This is a genomic window from Paraburkholderia sp. NPDC080076 (genome assembly GCF_050281145.1).
GTDB lineage: Bacteria > Pseudomonadota > Gammaproteobacteria > Burkholderiales > Burkholderiaceae > Paraburkholderia.
In genome coordinates this window covers 200,417-218,607 of the sequence record NZ_JBNNWQ010000014.1, presented here as the reverse complement: position 1 = coordinate 218,607, position 18,191 = coordinate 200,417, and the positions used below count along the sequence as shown (strand labels likewise).

The window sequence follows — 18,191 nt, the reverse complement described above, 5'->3', positions numbered from 1 at the left end:
AAGCGCCGCCCCGGCGCTTACTGCCGTATTTTGATTTTCGCTGCACCGTCAGCACGGCCCAAGGTGTGAAGCCCGTGGCCCGCGGTGCGTCTGCCGATTTTAGCTCAGGCCGCCATGCGCGGACACGTCCGTGAAGCAATATCTCGAAATAATTGGAGATGAGTCTGAAAGCGATCCGGCGCAAAATCGCCGATACTCTTGTGCAGTGCAGAAGCGTTCCAACCGCGTTTAACCACCAAGGAAAAACATGGACGTCAAAAGCGTGCTGTCAAATGCCTTCGCCATGCCGATCACGAGCCCGGCATTTCCCATGGGCCCGTACCGGTTCATCGACCGCGAATTCCTGATCATCACCTACCGCACCGATCCGGACAAACTGCGCGCCGTCGTGCCCGAGCCGCTCGAAATCGGAGAGCCGCTGGTGCATTACGAGTTCATCCGCATGCCGGACTCGACGGGCTTCGGCGATTACACGGAAAGCGGCCAGGTGATTCCGGTGTCGTACAAAGGCGTGGCGGGCGGCTACACGCTGGCCATGTATCTGGACGACCATCCGCCGATCGCCGGCGGCCGTGAGCTGTGGGGCTTTCCGAAGAAGCTTGCGAACCCGGTGCTCGCCGTTCATACCGACACGCTCGTCGGCACGCTCGACTACGGTCCGGTGCGCATCGCCACCGGCACGATGGGCTACAAGCATCGTCAACTCGATCTGGCGCAGCAGAAGAAACGCCTAGAAACGCCGAACTTCCTGCTCAAGGTGATTCCGCATGTGGACGGCACCCCGCGCATCTGCGAACTGGTGCGCTACTACCTGCAGGACATCGATCTGAAAGGCGCATGGACCGGCCCGGCCGCGCTCGAACTGGCGCCGCACGCGCTCGCGCCGGTTGCCGAGTTGCCGGTGCTGGAGATCGTCGAGGCGCGTCATCTGATTGCCGATCTGACGCTCGGTCTCGGCGAAGTTGTGTTCGATTATCTCGATCAGCCGGAAGCGAACGTGCGTTGAACGGTTGATCGGTTGATCGTCGTGGTGAGGCTTCTCTCGACATCAATGTCGTGCCACCGCGCAAATGCAAACGGCCGCAATAGCGGCCGTTTGCATCACATACAACGAATCGCGGAAGACGCGTAGCGCGTTACTTCACCACCACCTTCACGTCGAAGTACTTCGCCGCGAATCGGTCGATCGTGCCGTCCGCCTTGAGTTCCTTGAGCGCCTGGTTCAGCGCGTCCTTCAAGGCCTTGTCGCCCTTGCGGATGCCGAAGCCGACGCCCGCGCCGAGCAGCTTCTCGTCGCTGACGGCCGGACCGGCGAACTCGAAGCCCGCGCCTTGCGGCTTCTTCAGGAAGCCCTTCGAGGCGGCTTCCGCGTCCTGGAACGCGGCGTCCAGACGCCCCGAAGCGAGGTCGGCGTAAATCTGGTCCTGTGTCTGATACGGCACGACGTCGACACCGGCCGGCGCCCAGCGCGCCTTCGCGTAGGTTTCCTGGATCGTGCCCTGCAGCACGCCGACATGCTTACCCTTGAGCGAAGCCGGCGTCGGCAAGAGACCGCTGCCCTTCTTCGCGATCATCTGATTCGGGATCGTGTAGATCGGATCGGTGAAGTCGATCGCCTGACGGCGCTGATCCGTGATCGTCATGTCCGAGTTGATGGCGTTGAACTTGCGCGCCTGCAAGGCCGGGATCAGACCGTCGAACGAGTTCTCGACCCACACGCATTTGGCCTTCAGCTTCGCGCACACGGCATTGCCGACGTCGATGTCGAAACCCTGCAGATCGCCCGCCGGCGACTTCGATTCGAACGGCGCATACGATGCCTCGACGCCGAAATGCACTTCCTTGATATCGGCAGCCGATGCGGTGCCGGCCGTAACCGTTGCCGCCGCGAACAGCGCGAGCGCAGCCATGTTTCGCCAATTCATCTTCATTACGGGTGTTCCTCTACGGTATTGAATAAGACGGAGCCGAATCCGGGCAAGCATGATTGCCGCGCCAAAAATGCGATTCAAACTCGTGCGGCCGGTGTGGTGCAGCGCAACAGCCGCGAGGCCGCGATTGTACAGGCTTCGTTTGCCGCGCCTGCGGGCGCGCCGCGTGGCGCGTTGCTGGGCACGCGCTTTGGACTTACGCGTAAAGGTGTAAATAGCCGTCGCGTGCAGGCAAAGACAAACACGTCAGCGCGCGCCGTCGCCGGCTGCGAAATCGCCACTGAGTTGTTGCGACAGATGCGTATAGACGGCAGCCACATGCGGCAAATGCCGCGACTCCGGATGCGCGAGCACCCAGACTTGCGACTCGGCTTCGTCGAGCGGCGGCGTCAATTGCACGAGATCGTCGCGGCCGCGCGCGAGAAAAGTCGGGAAGATGCCCACGCCGAAACCGCGCGCCACGAGTTCGAACACGGCCATCACGCTATTGGTCTTGTAGCGCGGCTCGACAATCGGGCAATGACGCTTGCGCCATAACACGGAGGGGTGATCGCCGAGGGAGGCGTCAGGAGCGGCCCAGTCGCAGCGCGCCAGCGCATCCACATCGCTCGCGTGGATGCCGCTGCTCCTGGCGGCGAACACCGCGATACGCAGCGGGCCCACGTGCTTGCCCACCAGATGATCCGGCGCGCGGCGCGTGGCGCGCACGGCGATATCGGCATCGCGCTTGGTGAGGCTAGCGAGACTGTTGGCTGCCGTCAGTTCGAACGACAACGCCGGATGCAACGCCGCGAAATCATGCAGCGCCGGCAGCACGAGGCCGTAGAGCACGGTATCGGTGGTCGTCACGTGGACGCTGCCGGACACGCGGTCGCTGCTCGCCTGCACCGTGGAGCGCGCCGCCGCGAGTTCGCTTTCGATACGCTCGGCATGTCGCGCCAGTTGCGCGCCGAGCGGCGTGGCGCGATAACCGCTGCGCGAGCGCTCGAACAGACGCTGTCCCAGCCCGCGCTCGATCCGCTGCACCGAGCGAAAAATCGTCGACGCGTCGATACCCAAACGCTGCGCGGCTTCCGCCAGCGTGCCGGCGCGCACCAGCGCGAGAATGGTCTGCGTATCCGCCGAAGTCAGTTCGTATTGCGTTTTTGCACGCATGGTTTGGCAAGCCGCCTGTTTATTCGGAATCCGATCCGGGCTACTTTTACCACATGGACTTGTCGGCCGACGAGCCTCGCCACCGGCACCTGCCGGCCACTTCACTCCCGTTCATAGCGAAACCATCATGAAACTCTATTATTCACCGGGCGCCTGTTCGCTGGCGGTTCACATTGCACTGCGCGAGGCGGATCTCGACTTTGAAGGCGTCAAGGTCAATCTGCAAACGCACAAGCTCGCCAACGGCGACGACTATTACGCAATCTCGCCGCGCGGCTATGTGCCCCTGCTCGAATTCGCCGATGGCTCGCGCCACACGGAAGGCGCCGCGTTGCTGCAATACGTCGCCGATCTCGTGCCCGAGGCGGGCTTGCTGCCGCCCGCGGGTTCGCCGCAACGGCTCGAAGCGCTCGGCTGGCTCACGTATATCAGCACCGAGTTGCACAAGACGTTCAGTCCCTGGCTGTGGCATCAGGAGACCGCCGAATCGACGAAGACCGAATGCCGCGCGAAACTCGCGACGCGTTTTGGCGAACTGGAGCGTGTGCTGGCGACACGCGATTATCTGACCGGACAGTTTTCGGTCGCGGATGCCTATGCGTTCACGGTGCTGAGTTGGGCGCGCATGCTGTCGATCGATCTCGGTGCTTATCCGAAGCTGGGCGCGTATCTGGAGCGCGTAGCGGCGCGCCCGAAGGTGCGTGAAGCGATGGTGGCCGAAGGCTTGATCCGCGCGAACGCGGCCTAGGCGGCGGCCTGAGGGAAAACGTTGCGCGCCTCGGCGCGCAACGTTTGGGTCTTGCGTGGTGGCCTACACGAGTTTCGACAGCGTGTCCTGCGTCGTCTCGACGACCATCAAGCCGGCGCGCAAACCGGGCTTGACCGTCGCATTCGGAAACACGAGCCGCTCCTCGTCGTGCTGCACGACATAGCGATACTCGCCATCGCGCGCGAGCACGGTGTCTTTCGCGAACGGCGTGAAATTCGCCACATCGGCGGCGACCAGCAATTCGAACGCATCGCTTCGCTTGGTGATCTGATCGATGACCGTGAACGCCCGCGGCAGATTCCCCTGCGCCTCACCACGCATGCCGGCCAGCAGATGACGCACCGCGTGATCGGCACCGGCGAAACGCGTCAGATCGTTCTGGCCGAACGGACGCACCTTGCCGAGTTCCAGCGTGCACGCTTCGGCGCCGCATACCTGCGCGGTGAAATGCGAATACGTGTTGCCCTTGGTGGTGTGCAACAGCACCACACTGATACGCGCCTCGCCGAGCCACTCGAACATCGCGCGTGAAAACGGCTTGCCCGTGTGCGGCAGCAACGCGAACTGCTCGAAGGCGGACGCGCGGATCGCGGTGTGCATGTCGATATGCCAGCGCGCGCCGGGTTGATCCGGCGCTGCCGCGAAGAATTGCGTCGCGGCCTGCTCCAGCGCGGCGGCACGCGGCGCCTCGTAGCTCTGCGGCACCTGCAGATGACGGCCGCTGAAGAGGCGGTTCAGATCGTCATCGCGATAACGGCAGGCGTCGCGCATTGCGTCGACGTTGCCGAGAATCACCAGCAGGCGGCAAGTCAGCGCGGCGGTGCCCTGCGCGATATCGCGCACCAGAAACCCCAGCAGTTCGATCGGCGCGGTCTCGTCGCCATGCACGCCTGCAGAGACGAGCACGCTGCGCACGCCCTCTTCCTGCGTTGCCGGTTCCATCAACAGCACGCCGTCGTCCAGCCACGACCAGCGCACGCCGCCGGCACACGTACCTTGTGCTTCACCAGCGGCCGGCCGCGTGCCCGCCAGCGTGTAGGCGAGGAAATCGTCGAGCATCGAAACCGGCATATCGCGCTCAGCGCTGGAAGTCATACAGCGAACCCAAACCGAGAATCTGCGTCAGTTCGTCGAGCGCGGTGCGCGATTCGGCGAGCAATTGCGGATCGGTCAGATCGGCCGGTGCGAGACGGTCGCGATAGTGTTTTTCGATCCACGCATCCAGACGGCCGAACAACGTGTCGTTGATCCACAAGCCTTGCGTGACCGCCGCGCGCTCCGCGTCGTCGAGCACGACCCGCAGGCGCAGGCAAGCCGGCCCGCCACCGTTCTTCATGCTTTCGCGCAGATCGAACACCAGCACGTCGTCGATCGGGCCCGAGCGTGATGTCAGTTCGTCGAGGTAAGCAGCCACGCGCGGGTTTTCGCGGCATTCCTGCGGCACCACCAGCACCTGCTGGCCATCCGGGCGCGTCAGCAACTGGCTGTTGAACAGATACGAGGTGACGGCGTCGGCCACGCTCACCTGCGCGTCGGGCACTTCGATCACGTTGAAGTCCGCCTTCAGACCGGAGAGCTTCGAGCGCAGTTCGTCGTACACCGCGTTCTGTTCGACGAACGCCAATTGATGACAGAACAGCGTATTGCGATTGCCAACCGCGATCACGTCGTTATGGAACACGCCCGCGTCGATCACGTCGGGGTTCTGCTGCGCGTACACCGTGGCCGCATCGGCGAGACCGTGACGATGCGCGACCGCGCGGCTCGCCTCGAAGGTTTGACGCGCCGGGAAGCGCTTCGGCTCCGGCCCGCGACGATACTCGCTGCGGCCATACACGAAGAATTCGACGCCACGTGCCGCATATTCCGCGCAAAAGCGCGTGTGATTCGCCGCGCCTTCGTCGCCGAGCGCCGGTGTGCCGGGCAGCGCCTCGTGCACCGCGAAACGGTCGGCGTCGTTGAAAATCGCGCGCAGCGTGCGGCGCGTCGATTCATGTTCGATCGCGCGATGCAGCTTGCTGCACAGATTGGCCGGCGTGAAATGCACGCGGCCGTCGTGCGTATCCGCGGACGGACTCACCGTCGCCGCATTCGCGGTCCACATCGCCGAAGCCGAACTCGCCGCGGCCAGCAACTCGGGCGCGTCCTTGGCCACGCGCGCGATCACGGTCGCGTCGTCGCCGGAGAAACCGAGCTCGCGCAACAGACGCATCGAAGGACGCTCCTGCGGTGGCAACACGCCTTGATGAAAGCCGAGATCGGCGAGTTGCTTCATCTTGCGCAGGCCTTGCCGCGCGGCCGCCTTCGGATTCGCAACCGACTTCTCGTTGTTCTGCGACGCGACGTTGCCGAACGAGAGCCCCGCGTAGTTGTGGGTCGGGCCGACCAGGCCGTCGAAATTGGCTTCAGTGGCTTGCATCGTCGATCCTTAGAATTGAAGGCCCGGCGAGATGCTCGCGGGCATTTGCAGTTGCGCGCTTTCGACGGATGCCATCGGGAACGCGCAGTAGTCGGCGGCATAGTAAGCGCTCGGCCGGTGATTGCCCGAGCGGCCCGGCCCGCCGAACGGCGCGCCCGACGATGCGCCGTTGGTCGGCCGGTTCCAGTTGACGATGCCCGCGCGGATGGTGCGCTGGAAGTGCGTCCAGAGCGCTTCGTCGTCGGCGAGCAGGCCGGCGGAGAGGCCGAACTCGGTGTCGTTGGCCTGTTCCAGCGCCTCGTTGAAGCTGCCGTAGCGGATGATTTGCGCCAAAGGCCCGAAGTGTTCTTCGTCCGACAGGTTCTTCACGCTTGTGACATCCAGAATCGCGGGCGTCACGAACCCGAGCTTCGGGTCGCGTTGTTCCATCTTCAGCAGCGCCTTGGCGCCATCGGCCAGCAGACGTTCCTGCGCCGCGACCAGGCGCGACGCAGCACGCGCCGAGATAACAGCACCCATGAACGGCTGCGGATCGGCGTTGTATTCACCAACGGTGATGCGCGAGGTGACCTCGGTGAGGCGTTCCATGAAGCGGTCGCCGAATGCATCGTTCGGCACGAAAATGCGGCGCGCGCAGGTGCAGCGTTGACCCGCCGACAGAAACGCCGATTGAATCGTGTGATGCACGGCGGCGTCGACATCGGCCACCGGTCCGATCACGAGCGGATTGTTGCCGCCCATTTCCAGCGCCAGCACGATCTCCGGCCGCCCGCCGAATTGCTTGTGCAGCAATGTTCCGGTATCCGAACTACCCGTGAAGAACAGGCCGTCGATCTGCCGATGGTTCGCGAGCGCGATGCCGGTGTCCTTCTCGCCTTGCACGAGATTCAGCACGCCTGCCGGCAAACCGGCATCGCGCCAGATCTGCACGGTGAGCGCGGCCACGCCGGGCGCGAGTTCCGACGGCTTGAACACGACCGCGTTGCCCGCGATCAGCGCCGGCACAATATGCCCGTTCGGCAAATGACCGGGAAAGTTGTACGGCCCGAACACGGCCACCACACCATGCGGACGGTGCCGAAGCACCGCTGTGCCGTCCGCCATCGCGGAGCGCTTCTCGCCGGTGCGTTCGTTATAGGCCTGAATCGAAATCTCGACCTTGGCCGCCATCGACGCCGCTTCGGTGCGCGCTTCCCACAGCGGTTTGCCAGTTTCGCGGCCGATCGCTTCAGCCAGCGCTTCCTTGCGCTCGGTCACGAGCGCGGCGAAGCGGCGTACCACGCCGCAACGCTCGTCGAGGCTCAACGCCGACCACGCGGCGAACGCGCGGCGTGCGCTGCACACCGCGCGATCGACGTCGTCCGCCGAGGCGCTGTTGCCTTCCCACACCGTCGCGCCCGTGCCCGGGTTGTGCGACGCGAATGCGGGTCCTGTGCCGGCGGCCCATTCGCCGTCGATGAAAAGCTCGCTCATGATCATCCCTGTTTGTGTTTCTGCGGCAGCACGCGCACGAGGTCGCCCGCCTTGAGGTCGAGTGCCGCGGCTTCGAGCGCGCTCAGGCGGAATACGCCGTCCTGTGGCACGCCCGCCACGACGCCGACGCGAAAATCGCTCAACGACGTATTCGACACCATCGATTTCGGTCCGTCCTGAGGCGCACTCGACGCGCCGATCTCGACCGGCACCACCACGCTCTCGCGCACCGTGCGCAAGTCGGCGATATGGCATTCGAGCACCGGCCCCGCGTCGAAGATATCGACGTGGTTCTCGTAACGCAGCCCTTCCGATTCGAGCATGCGGCGCGCCGGAATCGTGTCGTTGTGCGTGAGGCCGACGCATTGCTGCGCCTCTTCCGGCAACAACTCGACATACACCGGATAGCGCGGCATCAGCTCGGCGAGAAACGCCTTGCGGCCGTGCGAACTCAGGTAGTCCGCCGCGTTGAAATCGATCTGGTAGAAATGCGAACCAACCGCGCGCCAGAACGGCGAGGTGCCTTCGGCATCGAAATGGCCGCGCAATTCCGCGCACAGACGTTGCGGAAAGCGCTCGCGAAACTGCGCGAGAAACATGAAGCGCGAACGCGACAGCAGGCCGCCCACGCCGCTCGTGCGATAACGCGGGCTGAGGAACAGCGAGCACACTTCGGCATAACCCGTCAGGTCGTGCGAGATGTTCAGCGCGCGCATGCGCGTCCAGATGCCGAGGTCCTGGCTCGCGTGCACCACCGTGCTCACGCGATAGTTGTAGAACGGCTGCTGCAGGCCGACCGAGGTTTCGATTCCGCACACGCCGGCGACGTCGCCCGTGTCGGTGTCTTCCATCACGAAGAAGTAGCCGGCTTCATGCGGCTCGGCCTTGTCTTCCATCGTGCGGCGCGCGCGTTCCACGCGTGCCGCGAGTGCCTCGCGGTCCGGCTTGAAGGTGGTGAGACCCGGGCCGGTTTCCTGCGCGAGCCGCATGAGCGCGTCCACATCGCCTCGTTGCACAACGCGAACGACGATCATCGTGCCTCTCCCGATTGTTCTTCCTGATGCGGCTGGTGCAGCGGCACGCAGCGCACCGTGTCGCCCTCTTCCACGCCGAGCGCGGCACGCGCCGCGTGCGGCAACGACGCGCCCGCTTCTTTACCTGCCGGCAATTCGCCGAGCACGCAGCGGAATTCGCCATCGGCGCCGTTATGCGCGATCAGATACGTCGAACCGTCAGCGGCCGCATGGTTCTCGTGCACCACACGCGTTTCGTTGCGCGTGACGCAGGCGCTGCGATCTACTTGCGCGGTCAACACCGGACCCGCGTCGAATATGTCGATATACCGATCCGTCTCGAAGCCTTCCTCGATATGAATGTCGTATGCGAGCAAAGCCTTCGAATCCGGCTCGCCGAGCACGCGCTGCGCCGCCTCGGGCAGCAACGGCACATACACGGGATACGTCGGCATCACTTCGGCGATGAACGTGCGGCTACGGCCGCCCGATTCGATCTCGATGTCGGCGAAGTTGCGGCCGAAGAACTTGCGCCCCACCGCTTCCCAGAACGGCGACACGCCGTTCTCGTCGGTGACGCCGAGCAGCAGCGAAAACACCTCGGGCGTGAAGCGCTTGCGATTGGCGGCGATGTACATCATCCGCGCGCGCGACATCAGATGCGCGGCGGCGTCGCCACGCAGCGACGGATCGATGTAGTAGCCCGCGAGACGGCTCTTGCCGGTCAGCTCATGCGACATGGTCAGCGCGTGAATCTTGCGGTTCACGTGCAGTTCGCGCGACGCATGAATCAGCGCGTCGTTGCGAAACGCGTAGAACGGGTCCGAGTAACCGGCCGCGGCGACGATGCTCGCCGTGCCCATCAGCTTGCCGCTCAGCGCATCTTCGAGCACGAACAGATAGAACTCCTCGCCCGGGAAATCGACCTCCGCGCGAAACGAGTCTTCCGACAACGCGACGCGCGCTTCGAGCGCACGCCGGTCGTGCGGCAGGGAATGCAGCACCGGTTGCGCGGTGCGCGCCATGTGTTCGAGCGCGTCGAGATCGGCGAGGCGGCCTGGGCGTACGAAGAGCATCATCGTTCCTGTTGAATGTGACGCGTGATCAATGCCGTGAATCAATGCGACGCCGCTTCAGCCTTCGCGCCGACGATCGTTTCGATGGCCTTCGCGAGTCGCTCGAAGCCTTCGTTCATGTCGTCGAGCGGCATGATCAGCGACGGCACGAAACGCAGCACGTCAGGACCGGCCATCAGCATGATCACGCCATGCTGGCCTGCCGCCGTGACGAAGTCTTTCGCGCGGCCCTTGAATGCGTCGGTCAATTGCGCACCGATCAGAAGACCCCGGCCGCGCACTTCCGTAAACAGACCGAAGCGTTCGTTCAGCTTGGCGAGGTGGCCCTTCAACGCTTCACTGCGCGAACGCACACCTTCGAGCAGTTTCGGATCGCTGACCAGTTCGACCACCTTTTCGGCGATCGCCGCGCCGAGCGGATTGCCGCCGTACGTCGTGCCATGCACGCCGACCTTGAAATGCGCGGCCAGTTCGTTGGTGGTCAGCATCGCGCCGATCGGGAAACCGTTGCCGAGCGCCTTGGCGGTAGTCAGGATGTCCGGCGTCACGCCGGTTTCCTCGTACGCGTAGAAATAGCCGCTGCGGCCCACACCCGTTTGTACCTCGTCAAAAATCAGCAGTGCGCCGTGCTGATCGCAGGCTTCGCGCAGCGCCTTCAGGAACGCCGGATCCGCCGGGATCACGCCGCCTTCTCCCTGAATCGGCTCGACGATCACAGCGCAGGTTTGCGCGCCGATGGCTTTCTTCGCGGCTTCGATGTCGTTGTACGGCAAGTGGGTGATGCCGGCCGGCACCGGGCCGAAGCCTTCCGAATACTTCGGCTGGCCGCCGACGCTGACGGTGAAGAACGTGCGGCCATGGAACGACTGGGTGAACGAGATGATTTCGAATTTGTCCGCGCCGTGGCGGTCGAACGCGACGCGGCGTGCCAGCTTCAACGCGGCTTCGTTCGCTTCCGCGCCCGAGTTGGCGAAGAACGCGCGGTCGGCGAACGTCAGGTCTTCGAGGCGTTTGGCGAGGCGCAGCACCGGCTCGTTGGTGTAACCATTGCCGATGTGCCACAGCTTGCCGCCCTGCTCGTGCAGCACGTTCAGCAGTTCGGGATGCGCATGACCCAGAGCGGTGACGGCGATGCCGCCGGCGAAGTCGATATAGTCGCGGCCTTGCGTATCCCAGACGCGCGAGCCGAGACCGCGATCCGGCACGAAGGCGGCGGGCGAAAACACCGGCACCATGACTTCGTCGAAGGTCTGGCGTGTCACTGTCAGGTCGTTCATGGCAAATCCTCGTTACAGGTGAGAGGTAATACAGGTAGTGTAGGAAACCGCACGCGATCCGTCTTGCGCATACGCGACGCTTTCTATGAGGTTCCACGCGAACGGGGCGGGTTTAGCGCCTGGCCAGCGCGTTTCTGTCCGCGATTCAGTCCGCGTCTCAGTCAGCTTCAATCCGCCTGATCCGGCGGTTCGATCAGCGCGCCCGGCCGCGGCTCGCTGGCCGTGGCGCCGCTCGCGCCGGTCTGCTTGTCGATCCAGTTCCGACGATCCTCGCGCGGTGTGACACCAAAGCGTTCGCGGTACGCATTCGAAAAGTGCGCCGCCGACGAAAAACCGCAAGCAAGACTGATCTGCACCACCGACTTGCTGGTGCGCTGCAATTGCGTGCGCGCTTTCGAAAGCCGCAGTCCCAGATAGTATTTGGACGGCATCGAGCCGAGATACTGGCGAAAGAGGCGCTCCAACTGCCGCCGCGATACGCCGACCAGACCCGCGATCTCGTCGGTGGTGAGCGGGTCTTCGATATTCGCTTCCATCAGCAGCAACGCGTCGTTCAGGCGCGGATGGCGTTCGCCCGGCGCGGTCACGAACGGAATGCGCTGACGTTCCTCACCCGCGCGCAGCACGCCGACGCCGAGCGTATCGGCAATCCGGTCCGCGAGTTCGGGACCGTGCTCGCGGCCGATCATCGCCAGCATGAAGTCGACGGTCGCCTGGCCGCCCGCACAGGTCGCGCGATCGCGGTCGATTTCGAAAATCTGTTGCGTGACGATGGAGCGCTCGAACTGCTCGGAGAACTGCTGATAGGTTTCCCAATTGACGCTCACGCGATAGCCGGACAACTGCCCTGCCATGGCGAGCCACCATACGCCGTGATGAATGCCGGTGACGAGCGGCGTGCGCTGACCGACGCGCGAGAGGCTGGCAAGAAAGAGGCGGTAATCGGCGAATTGCTGAAAGCGCTCGCTGACGATGATCAGCCAGTCGCACGAGATCGCATCGCCGAAGGCGGCGTCGGCCGGCCAGTGCGCGCCGCCCGCGAGCGGCACCGCGCGGCCGTCCCACGAACACACCTGCACGCGGTACAGCGCGCGGCCGTCGATTTCATTGGCGAGATTGAGCGCGTCCACAATCGGCCCGACGCCCGACATCGACACGGGCGGCAAGGCGACGATTGCGACCTGCGTGGTCCGAGCCGGGCTGGACGTGCGAGCCATCGCTGAGCGAGTCAAACGCTACGGCGCGAGCCGCGCGTTACTTCAGGCTGCCGGAGAGGAACTGCTTGAGCCGCTCGCTGCGCGGCGAGGTCAGGACTTCCGCGGGCAAGCCCTCTTCTTCGGTGCGGCCTTGATGCAGGAACATCACATGGTTCGACACGTTGCGCGCGAAACCCATTTCGTGCGTGACGACGATCATGGTGCGGCCTTCTTCGGCGAGCTTCTGCATGACCTTCAGCACTTCGCCGACCAGTTCGGGGTCGAGCGCGGAAGTCGGCTCGTCGAACAGCATCACGTCGGGGTTCATGGCCAGCGCGCGGGCAATCGCCACACGCTGCTGCTGACCGCCCGACAGATGCGACGGATACTGCTTTTCGAGGCGCGGCGCGAGACCGACCTTCTCGAGATATTCCCGCGCGCGGTCTTCGGCTTCCTTGCGCTTCAGACCCAGCACATGAATCGGCGCTTCGACGATGTTCTCGATCACATTCATGTGCGCCCACAGGTTGAAATGCTGGAACACCATGGCGAGCTTCGTGCGGATGCGCTGCAGCTGCTTGTGATCGGCGACTTCGAGATTGCCGGCACGGTCGGTTTTGGTCTTCACGGTCTCGCCGTCGACGACGATCTGGCCGGCGTTCGGCCGCTCGAGGAAATTGATGCAGCGCAAGAAGGTACTCTTGCCCGACCCGCTCGCGCCGATGATGCTGATCACGTCGCCCTTATTCGCATTGAGCGACACGCCCTTGAGCACTTCATTGTCGCCGTAGCGCTTGTGGATGTCCTGTACGGCGAGCTTGCAAGCTTCGGTTTGAGTCGTGTGGAGCAAGATGCTCTCCCTTTGAAAATACGGATCAATCTTCGTGACGACGCGAGGATAACGCGCCATCCACTGCAAACACGGCGCGCTTCAATGCGTGCGCACCGCCAGGTAACCCAGCCAATGACGCTCGGCGCGGCGGAACAAAGCCACCAGCGCGAACGACACCACGAGGTAAATCAGCGCCGCGAGGCCGAACGCGTCGAACGACTGGTAAGTGGCCGAGTTCGCGTCGCGCGCCACCTTCAGGATGTCCGGCACCGTGGCCGTAAAGGCGACCGTGGTGGCGTGCAGCATCAGGATCACCTCGTTACTGTACAACGGCAAGGCCCGGCGCAGCGCGGACGGTATCACAATGCGCCGGTACATCGTGAACCAGCTCATGCCGTAGGCGCGGGCCGCTTCCACTTCGCCGTGCGAGGTCGAACGGATCGCGCCGGCGAAAATCTCCGTGGTGTACGCGCAGGTGTTCAGTGCGAAGGCGAGAATCGCGCAGTGAAAGCCGCTGCGGAAGAATGCGTCCAGCACTTGATGCGAGCGCACGAATTCGAGGCTGTAGATGCCGGTATAGATCAGCAGCAGCTGCACGTACAGCGGCGTGCCGCGAAACACGTAAGTGTAAAGACGCACCGGCGTGGAGAGCCAGCGCTTCTTCGACACGCGCGCCACCGCCAGCGGAATCGCAAGCACGAAGCCGATGCCGATCGACGCCACCAGCAGCCACAGCGTGACCGCGAGGCCGGACATGCGCTGGCCGTCCCAGTACAGGAACGCGCGCCAGAATTGATTGAGGATGTCGATCATGGTCTTAGAGCTCCGCGTGCCGCACGCCGATCGAATAGCGCTTTTCCAGCCAGATCAGCACGAGATTCGAGGCGGTGGTGATCGCCAGATAGATCAGCGCGGCGACCAGGATGAAGAAAAACATGTTGAAGGTGCTTTTACCGGCGTCCTGCGCGGCTTTGACCACGTCGGCGAGACCGATGATCGACACCAGCGCCGTCGCCTTCACCAGCACCTGCCAGTTGTTGCCGATGCCCGGCAGCGCGAAACGCATCATCTGCGGGAACAGGATGCGTGTGAACACGCGCGCGCCGCTCATGCCGTACGCACTGCCTGCTTCGAGCTGGCCGCGCGGCACCGCCAGAAAGGCGCCGCGAAAGGTCTCGGTGAAGTACGCGCCGTAGATGAAGCCGAGCGTCAGCACGCCGGCCACGAACGGATCGATATCGAATTGCGGGAGACTCAGCGCATCAGTGAGATTGTTGACCGCGATCTGGATGCTGTAGAACAGCAGCAGCATCAGCACGAGGTCGGGCACCGAGCGGATCAGCGTCGTATAGCCGGTCGCGATTGCCCGCAGCGGGCGGCTGAACGAGAGTTTCGCCGCCGCGCCCGCGAGGCCGAGCAGCACGGCGGCCGCCAACGACAGGACGGACAGCTCGATTGTCTGGATCGTGCCGGCCAGCAACACCGGACCAAAGCCGTATAGGAACACGCGTGTCTCCATCCAGGTTGTTTGAGGATGTCTCGGACGGTATCGGCTTGTGTCTGCCCCACTCGTCCAGCATGGCGCGGAGTCTCGCAAGCGAAAATTAATTTCTCAAAGGCTCGCCGGCGCTTTGTTGCGACGCAGCAAAGCGTGCTTTGGCGTGCCGTGCGGCTTGCAGGGCTTGGTTTTGCGGGGAATTAGGATTTGTAAGGCGGGGAACGCGCGGCGAGCGCCGCCGCGATTTAGCAAGTTTCGGGTCGCTTTTTCGATAGACGTCAGTCAATCCCCAACCTTGCCCGAATCGCGGGCAGCATATGTTCCACCGCCGCGCGCCCTTCCTCGATGGCCGGCGCCGCGCGGTGAAAGTCGAAAATCCCCATGCCGCCCAAACGCGGCTGGATCAGGATATCCGCCGGCTCACCCGCGAGGCGGCTGCGCGTAATCCGCACTTGCATGATGTCGATGCTTTGCGCGATCGAACTGAGCATGGACGGCACGCGCGCGCTTGGCGCGGGCGGCACGCGCACGTCGTCCGTGGCGCGCCCCTCCGCGGGCGCGAGCCAGCGCGGCCACGGCTTGCCGTTGCGGCGCAGTGCGAGCGGCGGCGGCGCGCTCGGATCGATGGCGGGTGTGTCGACCACCGCGCCGCCGAAATCGCGGCCGTTCAGAATATCGTTGTTCAGATCGACGGCGATCACGCAGTCGGCGCGCATGCCGCGCGCCACCGAAACAGGCACCGGGTTGCTCAAGCCGCCATCCACCAGCCAGACACCGTTGTGCCACACCGGCGTGAAAATGCCCGGAATCGCAATCGACGCGCGCACCGCGTCGACCACGCTGCCGTCCTGCAGCCAGCTTTCGCGGCCCGAATCGAGTTCGGTGGCGACCGCCGCGAACGGCATGTTCAGTTGCGCGATCGAACGGCCATTGAATTTGTCGGCGAACAGCTGGATCACCTTGCGCCCGCCGAGCAGCCCACCCGAGAGACGCAGATCGAGCAGGCGCACCACCGTCTGCCACGTGAGCCGCGCGACCCACTCCTCGAGCCAGTCGAGGTCGCCGTTCGCGTACACCGCGCCCACCAGCGCGCCGATCGACGTGCCGCAGACCACATCGGGCTTGATGCCCGCATCGTGCAGCGCGCGAATCGCGCCGATATGCGCCCAGCCGCGCGCGGCGCCGCCCCCTAACACCAGCCCGATTCGGCTGTATCGACGTCGACGAATCATCTTCTTCCCCGCTTCTCTCTTCTAACTTCTATCGTCCTCGGATCACGTCCGAGCGCGATGTCGTGTACACCTTCTGATACTGGTCGAAATGCACGTTGAAAATGCCTTCTTCGGTCACGCCGCCTTCACGCCACTTCCAGCTCCACACGGTTTCCGGCTTGAGCGGAAACACCGCGACCTGGCCGGGCTTGCCGAGCAGTCGGCGCACTTCGTCCTCGCTCATGCCCATGCGGATCTTCGCGAAGTTGGCAGCCGTCAGCACCTGGGTGATCGCCTGCAATTTGCCGTCACGATCGATGTCGACCATGTACGTATTCAGGCCTTGCGGGCCGCGCGGATATTCGAAGCGTTTGGAACCGTCGGTGAACGTGCGCTCGGTTTCCGGCTTGCCCATCTGGTCGCGGATCTGCGCTTCGGTCGTGACGCCCGGCGTCATGTCCTTGAGCAACAACGCATCCGGTTTGACGGCGTTGAAAAATTCCTTGAGTTTTTGCACGGCTCGGTCGCTCGATTGGTCGTCGCAACCGGTCAGCGCGATGCACGCGGCCAGCATGGCGACAGTCAGCAGTTTGAGGCTCACAGCGAGTTTTCCTGTACGGACGCAGGCTGCGAAGCCCGCATCCCGTTGTGTAGTGTCTGCTACAGGATAACCGCGCACGGGCAAAACCGCGAGCGGACGCGGCACGGCGGTGTGCGCGGTCGTACACGGTGGTGGCGGCAAGAGGCTGGGACGGCGGGAGGAAAAGTGGCAAAGCAGACGGCAAAGCACGTTAAAAACCGGCGCCACAAGCAAAAAGGCGACGCTGTGCAAAGCGTCGCCGGGTCGGTCGATACGGTCAACCGGAAAGTGAAAGCGGCCGACTGGCCGCCTGAAAACGAAGCACCGCGGACGACGCGCAGCGGTCTGGTCCCGGGCGAAGCGGTGAGCAACCTTGGCTGCTGACCTTGCGCCATCGCCGGAATGGCAAACCGCTGCTTGATTGGCCGCCCTGGTCCCTCGATAAGCCTTCCAAGTGCAGTTAATCTAAACGGATTGGCGGGTTTAGACGAGAGCGCGTTTACACCGAATTGGCAGATGATTTGCGTTGGGCGGCGAGGCCTTCAACGGCTTTCGACGAGGCATTTCAACCGCGCGAAATCGATGCAAAACCCGCGCGTCCCGCCGCCTGCAGCACCGAGTCGTTTTGCGGCGTGTGAATCCGCGCGCACAGCATGTCGCGATAGTGACGCTCGAGCGGATTGTCGCGCGAAAGACCGGGGTTGCCGCTCGCTTCGATCGCCAGTTGCACGGCCTCGATCGCCTGGTTCGTCACCGTGTATTTGACGAGCGGCGCCTCGTCGAGCGTCACGTGTTCGGCACGCGCGCTCGCGTCGAGCAGCACGCGATTGCTGAACAGCAGCGCGTCGATGCGGCCGAGCGTCTGCTGGAAGGCCGGCAGGCTCGACAGCGGCGCGCCGAAATTGCCGGGCGCGCGGTCCACGGCCCATTGCGCGAACCAGTCGCGCGCGGCCCGCGCGACGCCGTCGTAGACCGCCGACAACAGCACGCTCATCCACGCCACGCCGAGCGCATCGAGCCCGGCGCCCGGCGCGCCCGGCGGATGCACATCCACTGCCTGCGCGGCCGGCACGAATACGTTGTCGAACACCAGTTCGTGACTGCCGGTGGCGCGCATGCCAAGATGATTCCATTCGTTGCCCACTCGCACGCCGGGCGTGTCGCGGTGCACCAGCCACACGCCGACGCGCGGCGGCGTCTCGTCGCTGCGCGCCCACACCGCGAGCCAGGTGAGACCGGGACTGCCGGTCGAATACAGTTTGCTGCCGTCGATCACCCAGCCGTCCGCGCGGCGCTTCGCGATCGTCGACGGCAAGCCGCCGCGCGCGGGCGTGCCGAGTTCGGGTTCGACACGCAGCGAGTTGATCAACGCGCCCTCACGCACCGCATCGCGCGCCACGCGTTCGCGCAGTTCGACCGGCCAGTGCGGGTTGCCCTGCAAGCGATGATGAAACAGGTACTGCATCACCAGCACCAGCGCCGTGGACGGCTCGCCGTGCGCCACCGCGCGCACCACCTTCAAGGCCTGCGGCAGGCTCGCGCCCGCGCCGCCGAGCGCTGCGGGCACCGTCAGCGAAAGCAGATCGAACTCGTGCAGGCGCGCGAGATTCGCATGCGGGAATTCAGCCGTGCGGTCATGGCGCGCGGCGCTCGCGGCGAACTCATTCGTGAGTTGCGCCAGCAATGCGTCGAATGTATCGCTATCGAGCCGCGGATGACGCCGTGTCACGGCGCTGTCGGCAATCGGGGCATTCATGCGGA

At 64.2% G+C, this 18,191-nt stretch carries 18 protein-coding genes; 3 read left to right on the top strand and 15 right to left on the bottom strand.

From position 1 onward, the window contains the following. Window positions 1-247 precede the first annotated feature (247 nt). Complete coding sequence (locus ACQKRQ_RS37830; RefSeq protein WP_132375039.1) at window positions 248-1,006, top strand: acetoacetate decarboxylase; 759 nt, start codon at window positions 248-250, stop codon at window positions 1,004-1,006. Window positions 1,007-1,136: 130 nt separating this feature from the next. On the opposite strand, the gene ACQKRQ_RS37825 is transcribed toward ACQKRQ_RS37830, so the two are convergent. Together ACQKRQ_RS37825 and ACQKRQ_RS37820 are read right to left on the bottom strand one after the other, a co-directional pair. Then, window positions 1,137-1,931 carry an ABC transporter substrate-binding protein gene (locus ACQKRQ_RS37825; RefSeq protein WP_427482756.1) on the bottom strand — a complete coding sequence of 265 codons (795 nt, stop codon included), beginning with the start codon at window positions 1,929-1,931 and terminating at the stop codon, window positions 1,137-1,139. A gap of 246 nt (window positions 1,932-2,177) precedes the next feature. Then, window positions 2,178-3,086 (bottom strand): LysR family transcriptional regulator, encoded by a 909-nt coding sequence (locus tag ACQKRQ_RS37820; RefSeq protein ID WP_427482755.1) that lies wholly within the window; start codon window positions 3,084-3,086, stop codon window positions 2,178-2,180. 127 nt (window positions 3,087-3,213) lie between these two features. Between ACQKRQ_RS37820 and gstA the strand changes: the two genes are divergently transcribed. After that, window positions 3,214-3,834, top strand: coding sequence for a glutathione transferase GstA (gstA, locus tag ACQKRQ_RS37815; protein WP_427482753.1), 621 nt, complete (start codon window positions 3,214-3,216; stop codon window positions 3,832-3,834). Window positions 3,835-3,897: 63 nt separating this feature from the next. Here gstA and astE read toward each other — a convergent pair whose 3' ends face one another. From astE to ACQKRQ_RS37755, 12 genes are all read right to left on the bottom strand, one after another. Further along, the gene (gene astE / locus ACQKRQ_RS37810; protein ID WP_427482751.1) at window positions 3,898-4,950 is read right to left on the bottom strand and encodes a succinylglutamate desuccinylase; all 1,053 of its coding nucleotides are present in this window, start codon (window positions 4,948-4,950) and stop codon (window positions 3,898-3,900) included. Next, window positions 4,934-6,274 (bottom strand): N-succinylarginine dihydrolase, encoded by a 1,341-nt coding sequence (gene astB / locus ACQKRQ_RS37805; RefSeq protein WP_427482749.1) that lies wholly within the window; start codon window positions 6,272-6,274, stop codon window positions 4,934-4,936. The genes astE and astB overlap by 17 nt, the downstream gene beginning before the upstream one ends. A gap of 9 nt (window positions 6,275-6,283) precedes the next feature. Continuing rightward, window positions 6,284-7,747: a succinylglutamate-semialdehyde dehydrogenase gene (astD, locus tag ACQKRQ_RS37800; RefSeq protein WP_427482747.1), complete on the bottom strand. Its 1,464-nt coding sequence runs from the start codon at window positions 7,745-7,747 to the stop codon at window positions 6,284-6,286. A gap of 2 nt (window positions 7,748-7,749) precedes the next feature. Next, window positions 7,750-8,781 carry an arginine N-succinyltransferase gene (gene astA / locus ACQKRQ_RS37795; protein WP_132375045.1) on the bottom strand — a complete coding sequence of 344 codons (1,032 nt, stop codon included), beginning with the start codon at window positions 8,779-8,781 and terminating at the stop codon, window positions 7,750-7,752. Further along, window positions 8,778-9,836: an arginine/ornithine succinyltransferase subunit alpha gene (gene aruF, locus ACQKRQ_RS37790; RefSeq protein ID WP_427482781.1), complete on the bottom strand. Its 1,059-nt coding sequence runs from the start codon at window positions 9,834-9,836 to the stop codon at window positions 8,778-8,780. The genes astA and aruF overlap by 4 nt, the downstream gene beginning before the upstream one ends. Window positions 9,837-9,877: 41 nt before the next feature. After that, the gene (locus ACQKRQ_RS37785) at window positions 9,878-11,113 is read right to left on the bottom strand and encodes an aspartate aminotransferase family protein (RefSeq protein WP_427482745.1); all 1,236 of its coding nucleotides are present in this window, start codon (window positions 11,111-11,113) and stop codon (window positions 9,878-9,880) included. Between the two features lie 167 nt (window positions 11,114-11,280). Continuing rightward, window positions 11,281-12,330, bottom strand: a complete 1,050-nt coding sequence (locus ACQKRQ_RS37780; RefSeq protein WP_427482743.1) for a GlxA family transcriptional regulator — start codon at window positions 12,328-12,330, stop codon at window positions 11,281-11,283. A 37-nt stretch (window positions 12,331-12,367) separates the two neighbouring features. Then, on the bottom strand, window positions 12,368-13,159 hold the full coding sequence (locus ACQKRQ_RS37775) for an ABC transporter ATP-binding protein (protein WP_132375049.1): 792 nt from the start codon (window positions 13,157-13,159) through the stop codon (window positions 12,368-12,370). 81 nt (window positions 13,160-13,240) lie between these two features. Then, complete coding sequence (locus tag ACQKRQ_RS37770) at window positions 13,241-13,954, bottom strand: ABC transporter permease (protein WP_427482741.1); 714 nt, start codon at window positions 13,952-13,954, stop codon at window positions 13,241-13,243. Window positions 13,955-13,958: 4 nt separating this feature from the next. Further along, a complete protein-coding gene (locus ACQKRQ_RS37765; RefSeq protein ID WP_427482739.1) occupies window positions 13,959-14,648 on the bottom strand; it encodes an ABC transporter permease in 690 nt (229 codons plus the stop codon). 269 nt (window positions 14,649-14,917) lie between these two features. Next, complete coding sequence (locus tag ACQKRQ_RS37760) at window positions 14,918-15,871, bottom strand: patatin-like phospholipase family protein (RefSeq protein ID WP_132375051.1); 954 nt, start codon at window positions 15,869-15,871, stop codon at window positions 14,918-14,920. A gap of 28 nt (window positions 15,872-15,899) precedes the next feature. Further along, the gene (locus tag ACQKRQ_RS37755) at window positions 15,900-16,451 is read right to left on the bottom strand and encodes a hypothetical protein (protein WP_132375052.1); all 552 of its coding nucleotides are present in this window, start codon (window positions 16,449-16,451) and stop codon (window positions 15,900-15,902) included. A gap of 165 nt (window positions 16,452-16,616) precedes the next feature. On the opposite strand from ACQKRQ_RS37755, the gene ACQKRQ_RS37750 reads away from it, so the two are divergent. Beyond that, entirely contained in the window at window positions 16,617-16,814 is a 198-nt protein-coding gene (locus tag ACQKRQ_RS37750) for a hypothetical protein (protein ID WP_427482737.1), read from the top strand. Between the two features lie 181 nt (window positions 16,815-16,995). Here ACQKRQ_RS37750 and ACQKRQ_RS37745 read toward each other — a convergent pair whose 3' ends face one another. Then, the gene (locus tag ACQKRQ_RS37745; protein ID WP_427482735.1) at window positions 16,996-18,186 is read right to left on the bottom strand and encodes an acyl-CoA dehydrogenase family protein; all 1,191 of its coding nucleotides are present in this window, start codon (window positions 18,184-18,186) and stop codon (window positions 16,996-16,998) included. Between the last annotated feature and the right edge of the window lie 5 nt (window positions 18,187-18,191).